This window comes from Streptomyces klenkii (genome assembly GCF_003626645.1).
In the GTDB taxonomy this organism is placed as follows: Bacteria; Actinomycetota; Actinomycetes; order Streptomycetales; family Streptomycetaceae; genus Streptomyces; species Streptomyces klenkii.
Window position 1 is genome coordinate 1 of sequence record NZ_RBAM01000005.1, and the last position, 23,181, is coordinate 23,181.

At 75.3% G+C, this 23,181-nt stretch carries 20 protein-coding genes and 1 pseudogene; 9 read left to right on the forward strand and 12 right to left on the reverse strand.

What is annotated here, in order from left to right:
• The first annotated feature begins 613 nt into the window (after nt 1-613).
• The 4 genes from D7231_RS13230 to D7231_RS13245 all read left to right on the forward strand — a co-directional run bounded on the left by D7231_RS13230 (nt 614) and on the right by D7231_RS13245 (nt 6,304).
• Complete coding sequence (locus D7231_RS13230; protein WP_120755620.1) at nt 614-2,599, forward strand: AMP-dependent synthetase/ligase; 1,986 nt, start codon at nt 614-616, stop codon at nt 2,597-2,599.
• A 132-nt stretch (nt 2,600-2,731) separates the two neighbouring features.
• Entirely contained in the window at nt 2,732-3,532 is an 801-nt protein-coding gene (locus tag D7231_RS13235; RefSeq protein ID WP_120756007.1) for an aldo/keto reductase, read from the forward strand.
• A gap of 68 nt (nt 3,533-3,600) precedes the next feature.
• Complete coding sequence (locus D7231_RS13240; RefSeq protein ID WP_120755621.1) at nt 3,601-4,851, forward strand: DUF1266 domain-containing protein; 1,251 nt, start codon at nt 3,601-3,603, stop codon at nt 4,849-4,851.
• Nucleotides 4,852-4,900: 49 nt separating this feature from the next.
• Nucleotides 4,901-6,304 carry a cryptochrome/photolyase family protein gene (locus D7231_RS13245; protein ID WP_120755622.1) on the forward strand — a complete coding sequence of 468 codons (1,404 nt, stop codon included), beginning with the start codon at nt 4,901-4,903 and terminating at the stop codon, nt 6,302-6,304.
• Between the two features lie 7 nt (nt 6,305-6,311).
• Here the strand turns inward: D7231_RS13245 and D7231_RS13250 are convergent, their stop codons facing one another.
• The gene (locus D7231_RS13250) at nt 6,312-6,617 is read right to left on the reverse strand and encodes a 4a-hydroxytetrahydrobiopterin dehydratase (RefSeq protein ID WP_120755623.1); all 306 of its coding nucleotides are present in this window, start codon (nt 6,615-6,617) and stop codon (nt 6,312-6,314) included.
• A gap of 231 nt (nt 6,618-6,848) precedes the next feature.
• Between D7231_RS13250 and D7231_RS13255 the strand changes: the two genes are divergently transcribed.
• A complete protein-coding gene (locus D7231_RS13255) occupies nt 6,849-8,663 on the forward strand; it encodes a hydroxysqualene dehydroxylase (RefSeq protein ID WP_120755624.1) in 1,815 nt (604 codons plus the stop codon).
• 36 nt (nt 8,664-8,699) lie between these two features.
• The gene (locus tag D7231_RS13260; RefSeq protein WP_120755625.1) at nt 8,700-9,512 is read left to right on the forward strand and encodes a helix-turn-helix domain-containing protein; all 813 of its coding nucleotides are present in this window, start codon (nt 8,700-8,702) and stop codon (nt 9,510-9,512) included.
• Here D7231_RS13260 and D7231_RS13265 read toward each other — a convergent pair.
• The 4 genes from D7231_RS13265 to D7231_RS13280 all read right to left on the reverse strand — a co-directional run bounded on the left by D7231_RS13265 (nt 9,502) and on the right by D7231_RS13280 (nt 12,802).
• Complete coding sequence (locus D7231_RS13265) at nt 9,502-9,882, reverse strand: nuclear transport factor 2 family protein (RefSeq protein WP_241999696.1); 381 nt, start codon at nt 9,880-9,882, stop codon at nt 9,502-9,504. The two genes, D7231_RS13260 and D7231_RS13265, sit on opposite strands and share 11 nt — an antisense overlap.
• Before the next feature lie 145 nt (nt 9,883-10,027).
• The gene (locus D7231_RS13270; RefSeq protein ID WP_120755626.1) at nt 10,028-10,378 is read right to left on the reverse strand and encodes a VOC family protein; all 351 of its coding nucleotides are present in this window, start codon (nt 10,376-10,378) and stop codon (nt 10,028-10,030) included.
• A 42-nt stretch (nt 10,379-10,420) separates the two neighbouring features.
• The gene (locus tag D7231_RS13275) at nt 10,421-11,233 is read right to left on the reverse strand and encodes a class I SAM-dependent methyltransferase (protein ID WP_120755627.1); all 813 of its coding nucleotides are present in this window, start codon (nt 11,231-11,233) and stop codon (nt 10,421-10,423) included.
• Between the two features lie 75 nt (nt 11,234-11,308).
• Entirely contained in the window at nt 11,309-12,802 is a 1,494-nt protein-coding gene (locus tag D7231_RS13280) for a bifunctional phosphatase PAP2/diacylglycerol kinase family protein (RefSeq protein WP_120755628.1), read from the reverse strand.
• 129 nt (nt 12,803-12,931) lie between these two features.
• On the opposite strand from D7231_RS13280, the gene D7231_RS13285 reads away from it, so the two are divergent.
• A complete protein-coding gene (locus D7231_RS13285) occupies nt 12,932-13,504 on the forward strand; it encodes a TIGR03086 family metal-binding protein (RefSeq protein WP_120755629.1) in 573 nt (190 codons plus the stop codon).
• Between the two features lie 100 nt (nt 13,505-13,604).
• Nucleotides 13,605-14,138: a GNAT family N-acetyltransferase gene (locus D7231_RS13290; protein WP_120755630.1), complete on the forward strand. Its 534-nt coding sequence runs from the start codon at nt 13,605-13,607 to the stop codon at nt 14,136-14,138.
• A 33-nt stretch (nt 14,139-14,171) separates the two neighbouring features.
• Here the strand turns inward: D7231_RS13290 and D7231_RS13295 are convergent, their stop codons facing one another.
• Both D7231_RS13295 and D7231_RS13300 read right to left on the reverse strand, forming a co-directional pair.
• Complete coding sequence (locus D7231_RS13295) at nt 14,172-15,191, reverse strand: MBL fold metallo-hydrolase (protein WP_120755631.1); 1,020 nt, start codon at nt 15,189-15,191, stop codon at nt 14,172-14,174.
• A 291-nt stretch (nt 15,192-15,482) separates the two neighbouring features.
• On the reverse strand, nt 15,483-16,691 hold the full coding sequence (locus tag D7231_RS13300) for an aminotransferase class I/II-fold pyridoxal phosphate-dependent enzyme (protein WP_120755632.1): 1,209 nt from the start codon (nt 16,689-16,691) through the stop codon (nt 15,483-15,485).
• A 341-nt stretch (nt 16,692-17,032) separates the two neighbouring features.
• Here D7231_RS13300 and D7231_RS13305 point away from each other — a divergent pair, with 341 nt between their 5' ends.
• Nucleotides 17,033-18,433: an amino acid permease gene (locus D7231_RS13305; protein ID WP_199739354.1), complete on the forward strand. Its 1,401-nt coding sequence runs from the start codon at nt 17,033-17,035 to the stop codon at nt 18,431-18,433.
• On the opposite strand, the gene D7231_RS13310 is transcribed toward D7231_RS13305, so the two are convergent.
• From D7231_RS13310 to D7231_RS13330, 5 genes and pseudogenes are all read right to left on the reverse strand, one after another.
• A complete protein-coding gene (locus D7231_RS13310) occupies nt 18,423-19,184 on the reverse strand; it encodes an SDR family NAD(P)-dependent oxidoreductase (protein WP_120755634.1) in 762 nt (253 codons plus the stop codon). The genes D7231_RS13305 and D7231_RS13310 overlap by 11 nt on opposite strands.
• 112 nt (nt 19,185-19,296) lie before the next feature.
• The gene (locus D7231_RS13315; protein ID WP_120755635.1) at nt 19,297-19,884 is read right to left on the reverse strand and encodes a TetR/AcrR family transcriptional regulator; all 588 of its coding nucleotides are present in this window, start codon (nt 19,882-19,884) and stop codon (nt 19,297-19,299) included.
• Nucleotides 19,885-19,976: 92 nt separating this feature from the next.
• Entirely contained in the window at nt 19,977-21,992 is a 2,016-nt protein-coding gene (locus D7231_RS13320) for a DUF5107 domain-containing protein (RefSeq protein WP_120755636.1), read from the reverse strand.
• 106 nt (nt 21,993-22,098) lie between these two features.
• Entirely contained in the window at nt 22,099-22,647 is a 549-nt protein-coding gene (locus D7231_RS13325) for a GNAT family N-acetyltransferase (RefSeq protein WP_120755637.1), read from the reverse strand.
• A gap of 41 nt (nt 22,648-22,688) precedes the next feature.
• A pseudogene (locus tag D7231_RS13330) lies at nt 22,689-23,048 on the reverse strand (CoA transferase); the annotation flags it as partial.
• Nucleotides 23,049-23,181: the final 133 nt, after the last annotated feature.

A 23,181-nucleotide genomic window follows, 5' to 3' on the forward strand; every position in this document is an offset into this window, starting at 1 on the left:
CGCGGGGGATGCCGGCCCGGCGGCCGCCCGGCAACGCCGCGTGGGCTTGCGCGGAGCGCCCGCGGCCGGCTCGGCACCGCCGAATACCTCGCAGGGGGTCACTCGCCGCCGCGGCGGAAGAAACGCGCCTCCCGCGGCGGCAAGAGGCCTACCCCCGTACAAACGTCGGCACGGGCCGGCGCCCGCGGTAGGCGAGGCGGCCGGGCCCGCCACGGGCCGCCTCCGGCGCGGGGGATGCCGGCCCGGCGGCCGCCCGGCAACGCCGCGTGGGCTTGCGCGGAGCGCCCGCGGCCGGCTCGGCACCGCCGAATACCTCGCAGGGGGTCACTCGCCGCCGCGGCGGAAGAAACGCGTCTGCTGCGGCGGCAACAGGGCTGCCCCCACGCGGACGTCGACACGGACCGCGCCCGCGGTGAGCGAAGCGGCCGGGCCCGGCACGGGCCGCCTCCGGCGCAGGGGACGCCGGCCCGGCGGCCGCCCGGCAACGCCGCGCAGCCGCCCCCCTGGGCCCCTGGGGCGCGCGTCCCAACCAGCCACTCCCCCAAGGTGATTGAGGGCCCCGTACGCCGGGTAGGGGCTTCGCGCTGTGGGGGGCATGACAAGGAGCTGGCCGTTGCGCGAGATCACCGTTCCGCCGCTCGTGTCGACGCCGCCCATCGGCGGCCTGGCGGATTCCGTCTTCGACCGCGCCGGCGAGGAGCCCGGGGAGGCGGCGTTCGGCCGCAAGGGGACGGACGGGGCCTGGCAGGACGTGACGGCGGCGGCGTTCCGGGACGAGGTCCTGGCCCTGGCGAAGGGGTTGCTCGCCGAGGGCGTGCGGTTCGGGGACCGGGTCGCGGTCATGTCCCGTACGCGCTACGAGTGGACGCTCTTCGACTTCGCGCTGTGGTCGATCGGCGCGCAGCCCGTGCCGCTGTACCCGACGGCCTCCCCCGACCAGGTCTGCTGGATCCTGCGCGACGCGGGCGTGACGGCCTGCGTCGTCGAGCACGAGGACCACGCCATGACCATCGGCTCGGTCATCGACCGGCTGCCGGAGCTGACGCGGCTGTGGCAGCTGGACGCCGGGGCGGTCGAGGAGCTGGGCGCCGCCGGGGCGCGGGTCGGCGACGACGTGGTGGAGCGGCACCGCATGGCCCTCACCCCCTCCACACCGGCCACCGTCGTCTACACCTCCGGCACGACCGGCCGCCCCAAGGGTTGCGTGCTCACGCACGCCAATTTCATGGCCGAGGCGGACAACGTCGTCAGGCGCTACGAGCACGTCTTCCGCTCCCGCCCGGGCGACGAGGCGGCGACGCTGCTGTTCCTGCCGCTGGCCCATGTGTTCGGGCGGATGGTGCAGGTCGCCGCGGTGCGCGGGCGGGTGAAGCTCGGCCACCAGCCGCAGCTGACGAGCGCCGCGCTGCTGCCGGACCTGCGGGCGTTCCGGCCGACGTTCGTCCTCGCGGTCCCGTACGTCCTGGAGAAGATCTTCGCGCTGGCGCGGCGCGCGGCCGAGGCCGAGGGCCGGGCCGCGCCGTTCGAGCGGGCCGTGGACGTGGCGGTGCGCTACGCGGAGGCCGTGGAGCAGCGGGCGTTCGGCCGGGGCGCGGGGCCGGGGCCCGCGCTGCGGCTCCGGCACCAGGTCTTCGACCGGCTGGTCTACGCCAAGGTGCGGGAGGCGCTGGGCGGCCGGGTGCGGCACGCGATGTCGGGCGGTTCGGCCATGGACCGGCGGCTGGGGCTGTTCTACGCGGGCGCCGGGGTGACCGTCCTGGAAGGCTACGGGCTGACGGAGACCACGGGCGCCGCGACCGCCAACCCGCCGGAGCGGCCCCGCTTCGGCTCGGTCGGGCAGCCCGTCCCGGGCACGACCGTGCGGATCGCCGGCGACGGCGAGGTCTGGCTGCGCGGCGGCCAGGTCTTCGCCGGCTACCTGGGCGACGGGCGGGCGACGGGCGCGGTGCTGCAAGAGGGCTGGTTCGCGACCGGCGACCTGGGGCGGCTGGACGAGGACGGCTACCTGTCCATCACCGGGCGGAAGAAGGAGATCCTGGTGACGTCGGGCGGCAAAAGCCTGTCGCCCGTGCTGCTGGAGGAGCGCGTACGGGCGCACCCGCTCGTCGCCCACTGCGTCGTCGTCGGCAACGACCGCCCGTACGTGGCCGCGCTGGTCACGCTGGACGAGGAGGCGGTCGCGCACTGGCTGCACATGCGCGGCGGACCGGCGCCGGGGACGGTGCCCGGGACCGGCACCGGCACCGCGTACGGCCACGGATCCGCGTACGGCCACGGGCCCGGGCTGCTCCAGGACACCGAGCTCGTGCGCGACAGCGGCCTGGAGGCCGAGATCCGGCGGGCCGTCGTGGCCGCGAACACCCTCGTCTCGCAGGCCGAGTCCATCCGGACCTTCCGGATCCTGAAAGCCCGGTTCACGGAGGAGGACGGGCTGCTGACGCCGTCACTCAAGCTCCGGCGGAAGGCGATCGAAGTGGCGTACGCGCGCGAGGTGGACGCCCTGTACCGCGGACAACCCCGGGGAGGTATCGGGGACACCGGCGCTGCTAGAGACGGAGGAGGTATCGGAGGCAACAGGGGCATTACGGGAATGCAGTGACGGCTGTGATCGTTGACGCTGGACGTACGAATCACGCTGGACGTACGAAATCGCGTCTCCGACCGTAAGGATCGAGCACCCGTGAGCAAGGCTGCCCCCATTCCGTCCATCACGCTCAACAACGGCGTCGAGATGCCGCAGCTCGGCTTCGGCGTCTTCCAGGTCCCCGACGCCGAGGCGACGGCCGCCGTCGAGACGGCTCTGGCCGCCGGGTACCGCAGCATCGACACGGCGGCCGTGTACGAGAACGAGACCGGCACCGGCAAGGCCCTGACGGGCTCGGGCATCGCGCGCGACGAGCTCTTCGTGACCACGAAGCTGTGGAACAGCGCCTCGCGCAGCTGGACGCGCGACGCCGTCCTGCGCGAGCTCGACGCCTCCCTGGAGCGGCTCGGCCTCGACCACGTGGACCTGTACCTCATCCACTGGCCGCGCGCCGTCCGCGACGACTACCTCTCCATCTGGCGCGCGTTCGAGGAGATCGCGGAGAGCGGCCGCGCCCGGGCGATCGGCGTCTCCAACTTCCAGCCCGCCCACCTGGAGCGGCTGCTGGCCGAGACGTCCGTCGTCCCCGCCGTCAACCAGATCGAGCTCCACCCGTTCCTGGCCCAGTCCGAGCTGCGCGCGTTCCACGCGCGCCACGGCATCACCACCGAGGCGTGGGCGCCGCTCGGCCAGGGCAAGGAGCTGCTGAGCACCCCCGTGATCGCGGGGATCGCCGAGAAGCACGGCCGCACCCCCGCGCAGATCGTGCTGCGCTGGCACCTCCAGCTGGGCCACGTGGCCATCCCCAAGTCCGTGACGCCGTCGCGCATCCGCGAGAACTTCGACGTCTTCGGCTTCGGCCTCGACGACGAGGACATGACGGCGATCGCCGCGCTCGACAGCGGCACGCGGCTGGGCCCGGACCCGGACGAGTTCGACGTCAACTGAGCCCGGACCGGCCGTACCGTCCCGGGCCCCGGGGCGGTGCGCCGTGCCGTCTCTATAGAGTCGCGCACATGTTCTTCACGCCCTGGACCCCGCCGACGCCCATCGAACAGCACCTTCAGGCGGCGACGGCGCGCGGGGACTGGGACGGGCAGATCGGCGCCGTCGCCGCGGCCGAGCTGTACGTCGCCGTGGCCAGGGTGCAGGCCGACGGCCTGGTGCCGCCCGTGCCGCTCGCCCCGTACCGCGACCCGGCCTCGGGCAAGCGCTGCCTGCCGGTCCTGACGCGCGGCGCGCTGCCGCCCTGGCAGCCCGACTGGGTCTTCCGGCGCACCACGCTGGACGAGCTGGCCCTGGAGTGGCCGAACGACAAGTGGCACCTCGCGGTCAACCCCGGGCAGCCGGCCGCGTCCGTCATACCGGCCACCCCGCTCGACCGTGCCGCCTGGCTGGAGGTCTACGCCGAGACGCCGCCGCCCGCGCCCGGCCGGCTCCTGTCCCTGTACACGGGCCCCCTGCACGGGCCGCTCGCCCACGGCCTGGCCTGCGGCGCCCCGCTGTCCGTACGCGACTGCGTGCCCTGGAACGAGCTCGGCGCCGTCTACCGGGACTACGGCGCGGACCGTGCCGTCCTGCGCGACACGTGGGGCGTGGCCGACCCCGCCGGCTGGTGGCACCTGACGGAGCGACTGCTCGCCGGAGCCGGGGCGGGGGCTGGGGCTGGGCGCGAGGCGGAGTTCGCGCTGCGGGCCCGCAAGGGGCTCGCCGAACACGCCGGTTCCGCCGACGCACCGCCGACGACCGAGGAGTGGCGTCAGGCCGTCACCCAGGTCCTCGTGCACCGGGCCGCGCCCGAGGCCGAAGTCCGGGCGATGGACGCGACCGTCACCCGTATCGCCGAGGCGGAGGAGCGGCTGCGGGGCGAGGGCGATGCGGTGCTGCGGCCCGGAGAGCGCGTCGCCTCGGCCGCCGCCTACGGCCTCGCGTGCGCCGTGACCGTCGCCCGGCTCGGCCTCGCGGCGCGGCTGTGCGGCCCGGCCGACGCGGAACGGGTCGTCCTGTCCGCCGGGGAGGCCGCCCGCCGGACGTACGGGTCGTGGCCCGCGTTCGCCGCCGGCTTCTTGCTGGGGCGGGAGCTGCGGCCGGGCGGCGCGGGCGATCCGCGCACTGCGGTGCACGGCGCCCCGGGGCAGTCGGGCGGCCCGGACCGCACAGTCCCCGGCCCTGCCGACGCCGGCAGCTCCGGCTACGAAACACTCCTCACCCACCGCGTCCTCACCACCGACCCCGCGAGCCCCTGGCTTAACATCCCCTGGTCGTGACGGCCCTGCCACCCGCGCCCCGCCCGGGCACGGGGCGCACAATCGCGGAATGGGCGTACCTGACGGCGTGTCCGTCGTCCTCTTCACCTCCGACCTGCGGCTGCACGACAACCCGGTGCTCGCCGCGGCCCTGCGGAGCGCGCCGCGCGTCGTACCGCTGTTCGTCGTGGACACCGGAATCGCCGCCGCGGGCTTCGCCGTGCCCAACCGGGCCGCGTTCCTGGCGGACTGCCTCGCCGCGCTCGACGAGGGGCTGCGGGCCCGCGGCGGTGCCCTCGTCGTCCGCCGGGGCGACGTGGTGGCGGAGACCTGCCGGGTGGCCGCCGGGACCGGGGCGGGCGAGGTGCACGTCGCCGCGGGCGTGAGCGGGTACGCGCTGCGCCGCGAGGAGCGGCTGCGGAGCGCGCTGGCGGCGGACGGCCGGCTGCTGCGGGTGCACGACGCGGTCGTCACGGCCGTGCCGCCCGGCACCGTCCTGCCCGCGGGCAAGGACCACTACGCGGTGTTCACCCCGTACTTCCGCCGCTGGTCGGCCGAGCCGCTCCGGGCGGTGCTGCCGCCGCCGCGCGCGGTGCTGCTGCCCGAGGCGCTGCTGTCCGAGGTGCGCACGGAGCCGCTGCCCGCGGCGTCGTCCCTGGCCCGGGGCACGGCCTCGCCCGCGCTGCCGCGGGGCGGCGAGGGCGAGGGCCGCCGCCGGCTCGCGGCCTGGCGGCGCGGCGGGCTCGTACGCTACGCCGAACGCCACGACGACCTGGCGGGGGACGCGACGTCGCGGCTGTCCCCGTACCTGCACTTCGGCTGCCTGTCGCCGGTCGAGCTGGCCGCCGGGGCCCGGGAGCGGGCCGGCGGGGGCTGCGCGGGCGCCGAGGCGTTCGCGCGGCAGCTGGCGTGGCGGGACTTCCACCACCAGATGCTGGCCGCCCGGCCGGACGCGGCCCACCGCGACTACCGCACCCGGCACGACCGGTGGCGCGAGGCGCCCGGCGAGCTCGCCGCGTGGCGGGCGGGCCGTACGGGCTACCCGGTGGTCGACGCGGCGATGCGGCAGCTCGCGCACGAGGGCTGGATGCACAACCGGGCCCGGCTGATCGCCGCGAGCTTCCTGACGAAGACCCTCTACCTCGACTGGCGGGCCGGCGCCCGGCACTTCCTGGACCTGCTCGTGGACGGCGACGTGGCCGACAACCAGCTCAACTGGCAGTGGGTGGCGGGCACCGGCAGCGACACCCGCCCCCACCGCGTGCTCAGCCCGACGGCCCAGGCCGAACGCTTCGACCCGGACGGCGCCTACGTGCGCCGCTGGGTCCCCGAGCTGGCCGGCGTGCCCGGCCGGGCCGTCCACCGGCCGTGGCTGCTGCCGGACGAGGAGCGGGAGCGCCGCGGCTACCCCGCGCCGGTGGTCGGTCTGGAGGAGGCGCTGGAGCGGTTCAAGCGGGCGCGCGGCCGCGCCTGAACGGGCGCTAGCGCGCCCCGTGCCCCGCCGCGGCGGCCTCGATGCGGCGGGCCAGCCCGACGTCCAGGCCGGTGACCTTGCCGCCCACGCTGTGGGTGTTCACGCTGACCGACACGGTGTTGTAGCCCAGCGTCACATCCGAGTGGTGATCCAGCTCCTCCTGGATCTGAGCGATGTGGATCACCATGGCGGCCGCCTGGAAGTGCCCGTCGAAACGGTAGGTGCGGCTGATGCGGACGCCGTCCGTGGTCCAGCCGGGCAGTTCCTGGAGGCGCTGCTCGATGTCCTGCTGGGAGAGCGGTTCGACGGCCATGACTGTCCCCTTCGTGGGTGGGTGCCGTGGTGGGTGCGGTGATGCGGTGGTTGCCCGGGGTAGGTGCCCGCGCCGGGTGCCGGTGACTCAAGCGTCCCACGGTGCAGGGGTGCTTTCGCGCCAATGTGCCGTACGGGGCCCCGCGCGCCGGACAAGTGCTACCGGGTCGTAGGCACCGCTCCTATGCTCCCGCACCGGATGTGTACACGTCACCTACGCCAGGGGGCCGGCATGGACGGTACAGACGGTACGGGCAGCACGCGCAGGGGCTTCATCGGCGGGGCCGCGGCCGTCGCCGCGACGGCCGCGGGCACGGCGGCGCTCGGCGGACGGGCCGCGGCCGCGGCCCCCCGCGCCAGACCCGCCGCGCCGGGCCGCCGCACCGGGTCCGGCGCGCCGAGCGTCGCCGTCCTCGGCGGCGGCGTCGCGGGGCTCACCGCCGCGCACGAACTCGCCGAACGCGGCTTCCGGGTGACGGTCTACGAGAAGAAGGCGCCGGGCGGCAAGGCCCGCAGCATGGACGTGCCCGGCAGCGCGCGGGGCGGCCGGAAGCCGCTGCCGGGCGAGCACGGGTTCCGCTTCATCCCCGGCTTCTACCGCAACCTGCCGGACACGCTGCGCCGCATACCCTTCCCCGGCAACGCGAACGGCTGCCACGGCAACCTCGTGGCGTCCACCGAAGTGATGCTGGCCCGCATCGGCCACGAGGACGTCCGGCTGCCGTTCCGCTCGGTCGGCAAGCCGCCGCCGCTGCTCACCCCGGACGCCCTGAGCCGCGCGCTGACCGGCTTCCTCGACGCGTTCGGCAACATCCCGGTCCACGAGACCGCCTACTTCGTGAGCCGGCTGCTCGTCTGGCTCACCAGCTGCGACGCGCGGCGCACCGGGGCGTGGGAGCGCACGCCCTGGTGGGAGTTCATCGGCTCCGCGCGGATGTCGCCGAACTACCAGCGGCTGCTGGCCATCGGCATCACCCGCAACATCGTGGCCACCAAGGCCGAGGTGGCCAGCACCAAGACGGTGTCGACGTGCATCGAGGCGTTCCTCTTCAACGCCCTGGGGCGGGGCGCGGACGGCGAGCCGGACCGGGTGCTCGACGCGCCGACCAACGAGGCGTGGATCGACCCGTGGGTGGCACACCTGCGCTCCCTGGGGGTCGCCTTCGAGATCGGCTCGGCCGTACGGGACCTGCGGATCGCGGGCGGCCGGATCACCGAGGCCGTGCTGCAAGACCCCTCCGGCGCCAAGCGGTCCGTCACCGCCGACCACTTCGTCTCGGCGATGCCCGTCGAGCACGCCCGTACGACCTGGAACGCGCAAGTGCGGGCCGCCGACCCGCAGCTGGCGCGCTGCGACAAGCTCCGGACGGACTGGATGACGGGCATCCAGTTCTATCTGACGGAGCCGACGCCCATCCTCCACGGGCACGTCAACCACATCGACTCCCCCTGGTCGATCACCTCCGTGGGGCAGGCGCAGTACTGGTCCGGGCGCGACTTCCGGGCCGACTACGGGGACGGCGCGGCCGCGGACTGCCTGTCCGTGGACGTCTCCGAGTGGGACCGGCCCGGCATCCTCTACGGCAAGACCGCCAAGCAGTGCACGCGCGAGGAGGTCGCGCGCGAGGTGTGGGCGCAGATGAAGGCCGGGCTCAACGACACCGGGCGCACGGTGCTGAGCGACGCGAAGATCCATTCGTGGTTCCTGGACCCGGCCGTGGAGATCGGCGGCCCCCGCCCGGTCAACGACGAACAGCTCCTCATCCACCCCACCGGCACCTGGCACAACCGCCCTTCGGCGCGGACGGCGATCCCCAACCTCTTCCTGTGCGGGGACTACGTGGCCACCGACATCGACCTCGCCACGATGGAGGGCGCCAACGCCTCGGCCCGAGCGGCGGTCAACGCCCTGCTGGACGAGTCGGGTTCGCGGGCCGGGCGGTGCGCGATCACGCCGCTGTACCGGGCCCCGGAGCTGGAACTGCCGAAGGCCGACGACGCGATCCGGCACGGGCTGGGCCTGCCCAACGCCTTCGACCTGGGGTGAGCCGCGCGCGCCGGGGCGGCGCGCTACGGTCGGATCATGACGACTGCCGTGGACGCCCCCGGGGTGGGCCCGCTGCTGAGACAGTGGCGGGAGAGGCGCCGGATCAGCCAGCTGGAGCTCTCCCTGCGCGCCGGCTCCTCCGCCCGCCACATCAGCTTCATCGAGACGGGCCGCTCCCGGCCGAGCCAGGAGATGGTCCTGCGCCTCGCGGACCACCTCGACGTGCCCATCCGGGAGCGGAACGCCCTGCTGGTCGCCGCGGGTTACGCCCCCGCGTACCCGGAGCGGCCGCTGGACGACCCGGCGCTGGGCGGGCTGCGCGAGGGCCTGGAGCGGCTGCTGACGTCCTACGAGCCGTTCCCCGCGCTCGTCGTCGACGGCACGTACGAGGTGCTGGCCGCCAACCGGGGCATAGCGATGCTCCTGGAGGGCGTCGCCCCGTCCCTGCTCGTGCCCCCGCTGAACGCCATGCGGCTCACCATGCACCCCTCGGGCCTGGCGCCCCGCATCCGCAACTACCGCGAGTGGCGCGGCCACCTGCTGCACCAGATGGAGCGCCAGCTGGCCCTGATGCGGTCCGCCCCGCTGCGGGCCCTGTACGACGAGGTGAGCGCGTACCCGCTCCCGGAATCCACCGGCGAGGAACGGGCCCGGCGGGAGGACGGTCACGGTGACGTCCCCTTCGCCCTCCCCATGGTCATCGACCACGCGGGTCACACCCTCTCCTTCGTCTCGACCATCGCGACGTTCAACACCCCGATGGACGTCACGGTCTCGGAGCTGGCGGTGGAGACGTTCCTGCCGGCCGATCCGGAGACCGCGCGGCTGCTGGGCGCCCTCATGCCATAGGCATGCGGTCCAGGAATCCCGTCACGGTCCGGATCCGGCCGTCCCCGTCCAGGGTGATCACATCGGAACCGGCCACGGGCGCGGACCCGTCGGCGAGGGACACCAATTCCCACTGGAACCGCGCCACATCATGGTGCCCCTCGACGACCCCGGTCTGCCGGAACTCGAACCCGGGAAACTGCTCCTGCGCCCCGGCGATGACAGCCGCGACGCTCTCGTGCCCACGAACGTCGACCAGCGGATCGGTGTACGACCCGCCCTCGCCCCAGGCAGCGGCAACGGCCTTGGCCAGCTCCTCGGCCCCGGTGGCGTTCCAGGCGGTGAAGTAGCGGGCGACAGCGGTCTCGTACGACGACATAGCGAACGACATGGCGAACTCCCTGAGCAGGCATGACAAGAAGGGTCACGCCCCCGGGCCGGAGTGCGCCGGCCCGGGGTGGCGCTTGCCTTCACAATGCCGGGCACGCCGCGGAAGGGCGATTACCCGCGAGGTAAGGGGGGTGAGGTAGCGCGCCTCAGGCTTGTTTGCGGTCCACGTATTCGAAGACCGAGCCGTCGGGGTGGCGAGCCACTACGTTGCGGCCGATCGGGGTGGGGACCGGGCCCGCGATGATCTGGGCGCCTACCGCCGTCAGGTCGTCGAGCGCCTCGTCGACGTCCGCCACCGCGATCGTGGCGGTGATCTTCCTCAGGATGGACAGCTCCCTCTCCGGGCCGCTCATGAGGAAGAAGCACCCGACCGCGGCCACGGCGACGCCGCCGCGGTGGAAGCGCAGCGCTTCGGCGCCGGTCAGGCGTTCGTAGACGTCGATCGCGTGGTCGAGATCATCGACACACACCCGCAGCGAGGTCCCCAGAATGTTCATGGGGACAAGGCTAGTTGGAGCCGACGGGCGATGCGGGGCGGTTCATGCGCGGCACAAGAGTTCACCGTTGAGGACGGCGAACCACGCGTCCTCGTGCCGCCCCCACGTGCGCCAGGCGCCGGCGATCCGGTCGAGCGCGGCGCGGTCCGCGTGGCCGCCGTCGATCGCCAGCCGGGCGTACGCGGAGGCGACGGTGCGGTCCGCCCACAGGCCGCTCCACCAGGAGCGTTCCTCCTCGCTCGCGTAGCACCAGGCGCTCGCGGTGGCCGTGGTGCGGGTGAAGCCGGCCCGCCGGGCCCAGGACAGGAGCCGGCGGCCCGCGTCGGGCTCGCCCCCGCCCGCGCGGGCGACCCGCTGGTAGAGCTCCTGCCACGCGTCGAGGCCGGGCACGCGCGGGTACCAGGTCATGGCGGCGTAGTCCGCGTCGCGGACGGCGACGATGCCGCCCGGCCGGCAGACCCGGCGCATCTCGCGCAGCGCGCCGACGGGGTCGCCCACGTGCTGGAGCACCTGGTGGGCGTGGACGACGTCGAAGGAGTCGTCGGGGAAGTCCAGGGCGCGCAGGTCACCCACGGTGAAGCCGACGTTGTTCAGCCCCCGTTCGCGGGCGACCGCGCGGGCCGCCGTGAGCACCTCCCCGGCGGCGTCCAGGCCGGTGACCCGGCCCTGCGGGACCAGCGCGGCCAGGTCGGCGGTGATGGTGCCGGGCCCGCAGCCGACGTCGAGGACCTCCATGTGCGGTCGCAGGTGCGGCAGCAGGTACGCGGCGGAGTTGCCGGCCGTGCGCCAGGTGTGCGAACGCAGGACCGATTCGTGGTGGCCGTGGGTGTACACGGTGGTGTCGTCGGAAGCCATGACAGCACCGTAGGCATTCATCTCGGATGACGAGAGTCCCGTCTTACTAATTGGACATCTCGCCGGTTGGGCGTCCTACCCGTCGGACACGTTGCGGTAGACCACCAGTGCCTCGTTCTCCTTCTTCAGCGTCACCACCTCGGGCGCGGGCGCGACTTCCCCGTCGCGGGCCAGGTGTGTGCCCTCGGCGATGCCGCTGATCCGCAGGTTCCGCACGCGGGCCGTGCGCAGCACCGGTGAGTGCTTCAGGTCGCCCGCGAGGGCCGCCGCGAGCAGCCGGGTGCGGGCCAGCGGGCCGCCCGAGACAGTGCGCACGTCGAGGACGCCGTCCGCCAGGTCGTGCCGGCGCACGGGGGCGAGGCCCAGGCCGCGGTACGTGCAGTTGCCGGCGAAGAGCATCCACAGGCGGCGGCGCTTGCCGTCCACCCGCAGGCGGACCGGGCGCGCCGTGCGCAGGACGTGCACGGCCGCCAGCACCCCGGCGGGCCAGGCGCCGGTGCGCGGGGCCCACCGCTCGCGGACGCGGACCAGGTCCGGATAGGCGCCGATGCTGAAGGTGTTGAGGAACGGGCCCAGGTCGGCGCCGTCGCCGTCGCGCACCTGCACCATGTCGACCGCCACCGCCTCGCCGGTCTCCACGGCCCCGCAGGCGTCACCCAGGGTCTCGATGCCCAGGTCGTAGGCGAAGTGGTTGTACGTGCCGCCCGGCAGGACGGCCAGCGGCAGCCCGTGGCGGTGTGCCACGGCGGCCGCGGCGCTGACGGTGCCGTCGCCGCCGGACACGCCCAGGGCGCCGCCCCGTTCGCGTGCCCGTACGGCGGCTGCCTCCAGCGTCTTCCCGAGGTCCGCTTCCTCCTCCGGCCCCTCCTGCCCGTACGGGACGACCTCCGCGCGGGGCAGCGCCGCGCGCACCGCCTGCACCGGGTCGGGGCGGGCGACGGCCCGCTGCCCGGAACCGGTGTTCACGACCACCACCAGGCCCTCGCCGCGCGGCAGCGCCGGGGCGTCGGCCCGCGGCCGGGCCGGGGGCGCGAGCTGGGAGCGGGTGGGGGCGATGCCGCGGACGGCGAAGGCGGCGCCCGCGCCCAGCAAGGCCCCGGCGAGCACGTCACCCGGATAGTGGACGCCGGTGTAGACGCGCGAGAAGCACACCGACACGGCCAGCGGCGCGAGGGCCAGCCCCCACAGGGGGTTCTCCAGGGCGACGCCCGTCACGAAGGCGACCGCCGACGCCGAATGGCCGGACGGGAACGACGTCGTGACGGGCTGCCGGGACAGCCGCCGGACCGCCGGCACGGAGTCCAGGACCGGGCGCACGCGCCGCACCGACCGCTTGCCGGCGGTGTTCACGGCCGCGGAGGCGACCGCCAGGGACGCGGCTCCGCGCAGGGCGGCGCGCCGCGCGGGGCGCCCTCCGGCCAGGGCCGCGCCCGCCGCCAGGCCGAACCACAGCAGCCCGTGGTTCGCGCTGCGCGACAGGCGGGGCAGGACGCGGTCCCCGCCCGGCCAGTGGTGCGCCGCGACGGCGAGGAAGGCCGCCCGGTCCCAGGAGCTCACGATCTTCGGCATGACGCACGTGTACCCCGCGGGCCGCGTCCGACGCCGGGGGCCGGAAGCATCCGGAGCAAGAGGGCGGAGAGTAGCCGGAGCAGGGGGCGGGGAGTAGCCGCCCGGCCGCCGCGCGCCGACAATGGCCGCATGACCGATGCGACGCTGCTCACCCGGCACAAAGAAGCGCTCGGACTCTTCACCGAGCGCGTGCACGCCATCCGCCCCGGCCAGTGGGACGAGCCGACGCCCTGCACCGAGTGGTCCGTACGCGACCTCGTCAACCACCTGACCGTCGAACAGCTGTGGGTGCCGCCGCTGCTGGACGGCTCGTCCATCGACGACGTCGGCGACTCCTTCGACGGCGACCGGCTCGGCGACGACCCGGTGGCCGTGTGGGACGCGGCGGAGGCCGCCGCGCACAAGGCCTTCGAGGCGTCCGGGGCCCTCGACCGGACGGTGGAGCTGTCCTCCGGGCCGTCGTCCGCCCGCGCGTACTGCTCGCAGATGGTGGCGGACGCGGTCGTGCACGCGTGGGACCTGGCCCGCGCGATCGGCGCGGACGAGCGGCTGCCCAAGCCGCTGGTCGAGCTGACCCGGCGCGAAGTGGAGCCCTACATCGACAGCCTCGCGGGCACGGGCCTGTTCGCCGAGCCGGTCGAGCCGCCCGCCGGCGCCGACGCCCAGACCGTGCTGCTCGCCCAGCTGGGCCGGCGCGTCTGACAGCGGCGTCTGACGGCGGGACGACGGCCCTGCGGCGAACCCCACACCAGCAGCACCCACGCGGTCGGGTAATCCGTACGGCCGTGGGCAGGATGCCCCCATGGCCTCCCCACTCACGCTGATGACGCCCCGCCTGACACTGCGCCGCTGGCACGCGGACGACCTCGACCCGATGGCCGCCGTCAACGCCGACCCGGAGGTGATGCGCTGGATCGGGGACGGCTCCGTGCAGGACCGGGAGCGGACCTCGGCGGCGATCGCGTCCTGGGAGCGGGAGTGGGACGAGCGCGGGGTGGGCCTGTTCGCCGTCGAGGTCCGCCAGTCGCGCCGATTGGCCGGCTTCGCGGGCCTGTCCGTGCCCTCCTACCTGCCCGAGATCCTCCCGGCCGTGGAGCTCGGCTGGCGGCTCGGCCGGCCCTTCTGGGGGCGCGGCCTCGCCACCGAGGCCGCCCGCGCCGTCCTGGACTTCGCGTTCCGCGACCGCGGGCTGGCCCGGGTCGTCAGCGTGCACAACGCCGGCAACGACGCCTCGGCGGCGGTCCTGCGCAAGCTGGGGATGCGGCGCGAGCGGGAGACGACCCACCCGGAGTACGGGGTCCCGGTCTGCGTCCACGTCCTCGACGCGCGCCCGTGAGCCTCGACGCGCGCGCGTGAGCCGGTACGGGGCTTACCCGGGCAGCACGCGCGAGCCGCCCACCGGCAGGTCCCACAGGTCCTCGCGCGGCCGGCCCGTCGCCTCCCAGGCCGCGCGGACGCGGTGCAGCGGCTCCAGCGGGGGCTCGGCCGAGAGGATGAAGGTCGACCAGTGCATGGGGGCCATCACCCGGGCGCCCAGGTCCTGGCAGGCGGCGACGGCCTCCTCCGGGTCGGTGTGGACCGTGCCCAGCATCCAGCGCGGGTCGTAGGCGCCGATGGGCAGCAGGGCGAGGTCGATGCCGTCGTAGCGCCGCCCGATGCGCTCGAACCAGTGCCCGTAGCCGGTGTCGCCCGCGAAATAGACGCGCCGACCGCCCGGCGCGGTGAGCACCCAGCCGCCCCACAGCGACCGGCAGGTGTCGGTGAGGGTGCGCTTGCTCCAGTGGTGGGCGGGGACGAAGTCGCAGCGGACGGGGCCGGCCGGGCCGGGCAGCTCCACCGCCTCCCACCAGTCGAGCTCGGTGACGCGCGTGAAACGGCGCCGGCGGGCCCAGCGGGCCAGGCCGGCCGGCAGGAGGAGCGGGGTGTCGCGGGGCAGCCGCTTGAGGGTGGGCGCGTCCAGGTGGTCGTAGTGGTTGTGGCTGATGAGGACCGCGTCGACCGGCGGGAGGTCCTCCCAGCGGACGCCCACCGGGGTGAGCCGGGCCGGTGTGCCGAGGATTCTGCGCGACCAGACGGGGTCGGTGAGGACCGTGAGGCCGCCGATGCGCAGGATCCAGCTGGCGTGCCCGGCCCAGGTGACCGCGGTGGTGCGGGCGTCCACGGCCGGCAGCGGCCCGGGGGCGACCGGCAGGGCGGCGGCGTCTCCCAGCGCCTCGGCCCGCGGGCGCAGCCGGCCTTCGCGGGCCAGCCGGGCGAGGGCGCGGACGCCGGGCAGGGGCGCGGTGAGGCGGTCGGCGAACGACTTGGGCCAGATGCGGTACTCGCCGAGCCGGCGGGGCGCGGCGAGGGGGCGCGGCTCTGCGAGGGGGCGCTCGGTCTGTTCGGTCATCGGGAGGGCTCCAATCGCTGGGGAACCGGGGCGGTGCGGCGCGGCGCCCGGCCGGGGCGCCGGGCCCCGCACGGCCGGCTGCGGCGGACCGGCTGAGCGGCGAAGCGGCGGGGCGGTCCGGTGTGGTGCGTGGCGTGGCGGGGCGGCGGGCGGACGGCGCGTCGGCGGGGCGGAATCGAGCGGTGGCGAGCGGTGTCGAGCAGTGCGGTGTCGTACGGGGCGGAGCGGGGCGGGGCAGGGCGGCGGTACCGGCCGGCGGCGGACGGCGGCGCATGACAGATCGACGGTAGGTCAGCCGCCCGCGAGCCGGGCGAAGGCCGATCCGAAACCGGTCAGTGCGTCGCCGACGCCCGGGGCGGCCAGCGGGTCAGGGGAGTCCAGGGCGCGCTGCCGCTCGTCGTCGGTGGTGCCGAGGAGCGGCGGCGTGGAGATCCGGACCCGCAGGGCGTCGGGAGGGTCGCCGAAGCGGTGGCCGCCCGGCACGGGGCGGCCGAGGGCGGTGCTGAGGTGTGCCTCCAGTTCCACGGAGTCGGTGATGGCGCGGGCGGCGAGCGGGGCGCGGAGCTCGCCGAGGTCGGCGTAGAGGTAGGGGCCGGCCTGCGGGGGCCGGCTCAGCACGCCGGCCGCGGTGAGCCGCTCGTGGGCGGCGCGGGCGAGCGCCCCGTAGAGCCGCGCCGCGGCGGCGGCGCGGGCGCGGACGGGCTCCGGCTCGTCCAGGGCGTACGCGGCGGCCGCGGCGATGGGCGGGGCCAGCTCGGCCCGTACGGCGGCGAGGGCGGTGGTGACGCGGGCGCGCAGGACGGGGCCGCGCCCGCCCGCGGGGAAGCGGGCCACGGCGGCGGGCCAGGCCGTGGGGAACAGGCCGCCGGCCAGGTCGGTGAGGACGACGACGTGGTCGGGCCACATCTCGGCCGGGCCGAGGAAGACCGTGCCGCCGGGGTCGTGGCGCATGTCGCGCCAGGTCTCGTCGCTGACGATCGTCAGCTCCTCGGCCGCGGCCGCCTCGCACACCTCGTGCAGCAGCTCGGGCGGGGTGACCGAGCCCGTGGGGTCGTCGGCGGGCGACAGGACGAGGACGCGCGGCCTGCCGCCCTCGGCGCGGATCCGGCGCACGGTCTCCAGCAGGGCGAAGGGGTCGGGCACGCCGCCGCACTCGGCGGGCACCGGCACGTGGTAGGTGGGGCGCCCGGCGATCCGGGCGAGCGGCGGGTACCAGGCGGCGCAGGGGCGGGTGAGGAGGACGTCGCCGCCGGCGCCCGCGAGGACCGCGAGCAGCAGGGGCTGCGCCCCGGGGGCGGCGAGGACGTGCTCGGGGGTGGTCGGCAGGCCGCGCCGGGCCCAGTAGCCGCAGGCGGCGGCGCGCAGGGCGGGGCCGCCGCCGACCGGTTCGGGCGCGCTGTCCCGGGCGGCCCGCGCGAGGCGCGCGGCGAGCTGCGGCAGGACGGGCAGCCCGCGCTCGGGCGCGGTGCCGGCCGGGAGCGCGGGAAAGCTGGGCTGCATCCGTCCGTACCTCCGACCGCCGCGCCGTCCGCACCGGGCGGCAGCACCTGTCCGGCCCCGGGGCCGCCCGCTGCCGCCCCCGTCCACCTTGGCAGATCAGGGGGTGCGGAGCGGGGCGACACGGGCGGGCGGGTGACGGCGAGTGGACCCCGCAGGGAGCAGGAGTGGATCGTGAGTGGACGAATCACTGCCGGGGGGCCCGATCGCAGCCACATTTGCGGCCGCCGGGCGGGGGCGGCGGGACAAAAACAAAGGATTTTGCGGACTGCTCAGCTCCGGTCACCATGTCGTGTCGCACATCCTGGCGAACCTGCCCGCTGGACCGAGAGGCACACCCCCTCATGCACGACACCGACGGCACGCACACCCGCCGTTTCGGCCTCCCGACCGCCACTGCCCTGGTCATGGGCAACATCATCGGCGGCGGCATCTTCCTGCTGCCCGCGTCCGTCGCCCCGTTCGGCACGGTCAGCCTGCTGGCGTTCGGCGTCCTCACCGTCGGGGCCATCGCCCTGGCGCTCGTCTTCGGCCGGCTCGCGCGGCGCCATCCGCGCACGGGCGGCCCGTACGTCTACGCGCGCGAGGCCTTCGGCGACTTCGCCGGCTTCCTGTCCGCGTGGTCGTTCTGGACCATGACGTGGGTGAGCAACGCGGCCCTCGCGGTGGCCGGCGTCGGCTATCTGCACGTCATGACCGGCAAGGGCTCCATGGCGGGGGACCTGGCCATGGCGCTGGCCATGCTGTGGCTGCCGGCGCTCGCGAACCTGGCCGGTACGCGCTGGGTGGGCGCCGTCCAGATGATCTCCACGGTGATGAAGTTCGTGCCGCTGCTGTTCGTCGCGGTGGTCGGCCTGTTCTTCTTCGACCCGGACAACCTCGGCTCGTTCACGACGTCCGACGGCAACTGGACCGGCGGGCTGACGGCGTCGGCCGCGATCCTCCTCTACTCGTACGTGGGCGTGGAGTCCGCCGCGATGAGCGCGGGCGAGGTGCGCGACCCGGAGCGCAACGTGGGGCGCGCAAGCGTCCTGGGCACCGTGGGCGCGGCGCTGGTCTACCTGCTGGGCACGGTCTCGGTGTTCGGCACCGTGCGGCACGACAAGCTGGTGGAGTCCACAGCTCCGTTCTCGGACGCGGTCGACGTGATGTTCGGCGGCCACTGGGGCGGCACGCTGATCGCCGTCTGCGCCGTGATCTCCATCGTGGGCGCGCTCAACGGCTGGACGCTGATGAGCGCCCAGGCCCCGTACGCGGCCGCGAAGGACGGGCTGTTCCCGGCCGCGTTCGGGAAGAAGAAGCGCGGGGTGCCGACGTTCGGCGTGCTCGCCGCCGCGGTCCTCGCCTCGGGCCTGACCGTCGTCAACTACACGTCGGGCGTGGGCGGGGTCTTCGAGATCCTCGTCCTGATCACGACGTTCTCCGCGACGGTCCCGTACCTGCTGGCCGCCGCCGCGCAGGTGTACTTCCTGCTGACGGGGCGGCGCGACAAGGTCCGTACGGGCCGCTTCGTCCGTGACATGGCGCTCGCGCTGGGCGCCTTCGCCTTCTCCTTCTGGCTGGTGGCGGGCGCCGGCTACGCGGCCGTCTACCAGGGCGTGCTGTTCCTCTTCGCGGGCATCCTCGTGTACGTGTGGCTGACCGCCCGCCGCACGGCGGCGGCGCAGGCGGAGGCGCAGGCCCCCGCCGCGGAGCCGGCCGGGACGGTGCAGGAGGCGCAGGAGGCGGCGGCCGTCAGGCCGTGACGCCTCCGTCGAGGACGAGGTCGGCGCCGACGGTGTAGCCGGCCTCGTCGGAGGCGAGGTGCAGCACGGCGGCCGCGATCTCGTCGGGGGTGCCCGCGCGGCCGGCCGGCACCTCGCGGCGCATCCGCTCGGCCTTGTCCAGCGAGGACTCGCCGGGGCGGGAGGACATCGGGGTCTCGACGGGCCCGGGGCTGACGGCGTTGATCCGCACGCCCTCGCCGATGTGGTCCAGGGCGGCGTTGCGCGTCAGGGCGGAGACGGCCGCCTTCGTGGCCGTGTACGCGCCGAACCCGGGCTTCCTGCGGTGCGCGCCGACGTTGGACGCGATGTTCACGATGGCGCCGCCGCCGTGCGCGCGCATGTGCCCGATCTCGTGCTTCATGGACAGCCAGACGCCCTTGAGGTTGGTCTCGACGATCCGGTCGAAGTCCTCCTCGGGCACGTCCGCGACCTTGGCCGGCGGCACGGCCAGGCCCACGTTGTTGACGGCGACGTCGAGGCCGCCGAAGCGGGCGACCGTCCGCTCCACGAGCGCCCGTACGTCCTCGGAGCGGGTCACGTCTGCGGTGATGGCGACGGCCTCGCCGCCCTCCGCCTCCACGTAGGCGACCGTCTCCTTCAGGGGCTCCTCCCTGCGGCCCGCGACGACCACGCGCGCGCCCTCGCGGGCGAAGGCGAGGGCGATGGCCTGGCCGATTCCCGTACCACCGCCGGTGACGAGGACGGTCTTGCCGGTGAAGCGTGCGGTCATGTCGAGACTCCTCAGCGATGGAACACAAAAGGGCGGGTCTGTTGCATGAGATGCCGTGGCGGCGGCAGCGGTCCGGAAATGGAGCGGGAGTCCGTCACCTCCGGTCCGTCCGTCAGGCTCGGTCCAGCAGGGCGAGGGCCTGCGCCGCGGCGTCCCGGATCCGGGCCCGGTCCGGGACCGCCTTGCCGACCACCCGCATGCCCTGCATCAGGACGAGCAGCATCCGGGCGAGGGCCACGGGGTCGCTGCCGGGGGGCAGTTCGCCCTGGTCAGCGGCCCGGGTGAGCGCCGAGGTGAGCGCCCGCTCCAGGGCGAGCCAGCTCTCCTCGACGCCGCGGGCCGCGTCGGGGTCGTGCGGCGCCAGCTCGACGGCGGTGTTGGTGACGAAGCACCCGCGCCGCAGGTCGTCCCCGGCGGCCTCCTCCGCGAAGCGGGCCACCAGCCCGCGCACGGCCGGCAGGGCGGGGCCGGGGCGCGACAGCTCCTCGGCGATGCGCGGGCCGTGCTGCTCGCCGTAGCGCTCCAGCGCCTTGAGGTAAAGCTCGTGCTTGCTGCCGAACGTCGCGTAGAGGCTCGCCCGGGCGATGCCCAGGTGACCGACGAGGTCGGCCATCGACGTCGCCTCGTAGCCGCGCCGCCAGAACAGGTCGAGGGCCGACTGGAGCGCGGCGTCCGGATCGAATTCCTTGGTCCTGGCCACATGTTGACGGTAGCGTTTTCGAGAACGATCGGTCAAGAATGATGGGGCCGGAAAGCGCCGGGAGGGTCACGGGCGAGGCGTACGGGCGGGCCTTACGGGGCCGGCCGCATCCTGAAGTCGTACTGCGGGGGCAGCTCCTTCGCGCGCGCCCGGGCGCGGATCTCCCGCGTGACCGGGCCCCCGCCCGCCAGCAGCGCCTCCTCGGTCGCGTACCAGGTCTCGCCGAGCGATTCGTCGCCCTCGCGCAGGTCCGCGACCTCGAAGCCGCGGTCGAAGATCTCCCGAGCGGCCGCGGCGTCGCCGCCGGCGAGCAGCACCCGGGCCCGGAGCAGCTGGAAGCGGCCGCGCTCGCGGGTGCCGGGGCGCAGGGCCTCCAGCACGGCCCCGGCGCCGGCGGCCCGGTCCGCGGCGAGCAGGGCCTCCGCCGCCTCCTCGCCGAGCGCGGCCAGGGCGGCGGTCCAGCCGGGGCCCTCGCGCTGCTCGGCGCAGGCGTCCTCGAACGCCTCCAGGTAGCGGTCCGCGGCGCGCTCGGGGTGGCCGTCCTCGGCGTCGGCGAAGGCCAGGCAGCGCTTGACGAACCACAGCCGGCCCGCCCCCTCCCAGGCGCGGACCGCCTGCGAGCGGTCGCCCGTGTGCCAGCGGGCTACCCCGAGGTGGTACGCGCCGCAGAGGTCGGCCCCGTCGGTCGTCTCCAGCAGCTCGCGCCACTGGGGCGACACCAGCGAGGGCGGGGGCGGCAGCGCCCGGTCCGGGGACGGGTGCGAGCCGGTCCGCAGGAAGCGCAGCCAGGGCGCCTGCTCCTCCCCCAGCGTCTCCGGCGGGAAGGGCGTGCCGGGCAGGTCGTAGTGCCCGCGCACGGCTTCGAGCGCGCCCCAGCCGGAGCCCGTGTGCAGGCTCTCCTTCGGCTCGGTGTCGGCATACGGGCGCCACGCCGCGTACGCCGCGTCCACCTCGGCCCGGGGCAGGGCCGCTTCGAGCCGGGCCGCCGCCTCGCCGCGGGCGGCCGCCCAGCAGGCGCCGTGCACGGCGGCGGGGTCCGCGGCCAGCGGGCCGTACGCCTCCAGCCAGGCGAACTCGCCGCCGGGCTCCAGCGGCACGTGCTCCAACTGGGTGCGGGCGAGCCCGGCCTGGATCTCGGCGTAGCCGCCGGTGCCGGGCTCGGTCAGCCACTCCTGCCAGCGGCGGCCGCCGCGGCCCGATCCCCAGACGAAGAGCTTGCGGCCGCGCAGCGCGTCGGTCGAGGTCTGCACGAGGCCGCGGCCGTCGGCGCCGAGGGAGGCGATCCAGCGGCGCTCCCCGCCGGGCACGTCGTAGAAGAAGTCGGCGGCGTGCGTGCTGTTCAGCGGGTACGTGCGGTCCGCGCCCTCCCATCCGGGCACCGGGACCCGGCGCAGGCTGCGCTCGTAGCCGAACCGCCAGGCCGCCTCGGCGGGGGCGAGGACGCGCGTGCCCGCCTCCTCGGGGACGGCGATGTTCGACCACCAGTAGACGGGCGCGGGCCGGTGGTGGGGGTTGCGGATGCGCACGCCCACGTAGAGGAAGTCCGAGCCGTCGGGCAGCCACAGGTCGACCTGGAACGGCAGGTCGCGCAGCCGCTCCCACTCCCACAGGCGCAGCATCTCCCCGCTGCCCGGCGCGGGCACGCGGGCGGCGTGCAGCGGTGCCACGGACAGGGGGGTGTGGCCGGTGGCGCCGATGTTCCACTCGATGCCGCCGGAGAACCAGGCGCCGTTGAGCGCGAAGTGGGCGGGTTGCAGGACGGGGTTGGCGTAGAGCAGGTGCCGGCCCGCCGGCTTGTGTTCGAGGGAGTGGACGCGGCCGCCGAGGCCGGGCAGGACGGTGGCGCGCAGCCGGTCGTTCTCGATGACGATCGCGTCGACGTCGGTGAGGGCGCGCTTGCGGGTGTAGTGGTCGCGGCGGCGCACGGGCAGGACGGAGCGCAGGGGCTCGTAGCCCGTCTGGCGGGCCATGTCGGCGGGCAGGCCCTTGCGCTGTGCCGCGTCGAGGCGGTGGACGTCGCGGGCCGTGCGGAGGGAGGGCAGCGGGTTCTCGGCGCCGAGCGGAGCGGCGGGCAGGGTCAGGACGGCTCGTCGGATGGTCGTGGGCACGGCAACCTTTCTCACGCCTGGTGGTCCGGTGGCTTCCTCAGCCCTGGCGGTCGTGCGGCGTTCTGGTCGGCCGGTCGGTAACCGGTGGGTAAGCGGTCCGGAGTGCCTACCCGTCGTGGTCCGGCAGCATGTCGGCGGTGATCGCCCAGCGTTCGTGGTCGCGCCACGCCCCGTCGATGAAGAGGAACCCCGGGGAGAAGCCCTCCAGCCGGAAGCCGTTGCGCTTGACCAGGGCCAGGGACGCGGCGTTGCCCGGCTGGACGTTCGCCTCCAGCCGGTGCAGGCCGAGCGGGCCGAAAGCGTGGCGCAGGACGAGGCCGAGGCCCTCGCTCATGAGGCCGCGGCCCGCCGCCGGCGCGAAGGCTCCGTAGCCGAGGGCGCCGCACTGGAAGCGGCCGCGGACGATGTTGTTGATGTTGACGAAGCCCGCCGGGGCGCCGGTCTCGCGCAGGCACACGAGGAGGCCCGCGCGCTGCTCGCCGTCGAGGGTGGCGGCGTACGCGGCGAAGTCCGCCTCGGTGGCGGGCATGGACAGCCACGGGTGGTGCAGGGCCTCGCTGGCCCGCACGAGGCGGGTGAACTCCGGGCCGTCTCCGGGCCTCACGGGGCGGATCGCGACGCGCGGGCCTCGGCCGAGCCATTCCGGTTCCGGCATGGGGTCATCGTACGGTCCTGCGCCCGTGGCGCCGCGGGCCGTCAACTCCACTCCGGCGCGTCGGTTCCCCAGCGTGCGGGGAGCTTCGCCCAGTCGCGCGGCGCGCCCTCGACGTGCACGGGCGGCAGGGCGTAGCGGACGCGGCCGAGCGGTCCGCCGGCCTCGGTGAGCCACGGGCCCGGTTCGTACGCGTCCGCTGCGCCGGGTCCGTCCTCGTCGCGTGCGAGGTCCGAGGTGAGCCAGTGCGCCGTCCGCGCGAGGGAGAGGCGGGCGAGGCGCGTGCCGCCGGTGGTGCGCTGCTCGGTGACGGCGCGCAGGACGGCGGCCGCGAGGAGGTAGCCGGTGCCGTGGTCCAGGGCCTGGGCGGGCAGGGCGCCGGGGGTGCCGTCGGGGGCGGCCTCGGCCGACGGCCAGGGCTTGTCCGACAGATCACGGCGAACGCGCGGTTTGCTGCCGCCGCGCATGCCGCCGGACCCTCACCACGGGGGTCTCTTGCCATTGCGGCGGGCCTTCTTTTCCGCCGCACCGGCGAGG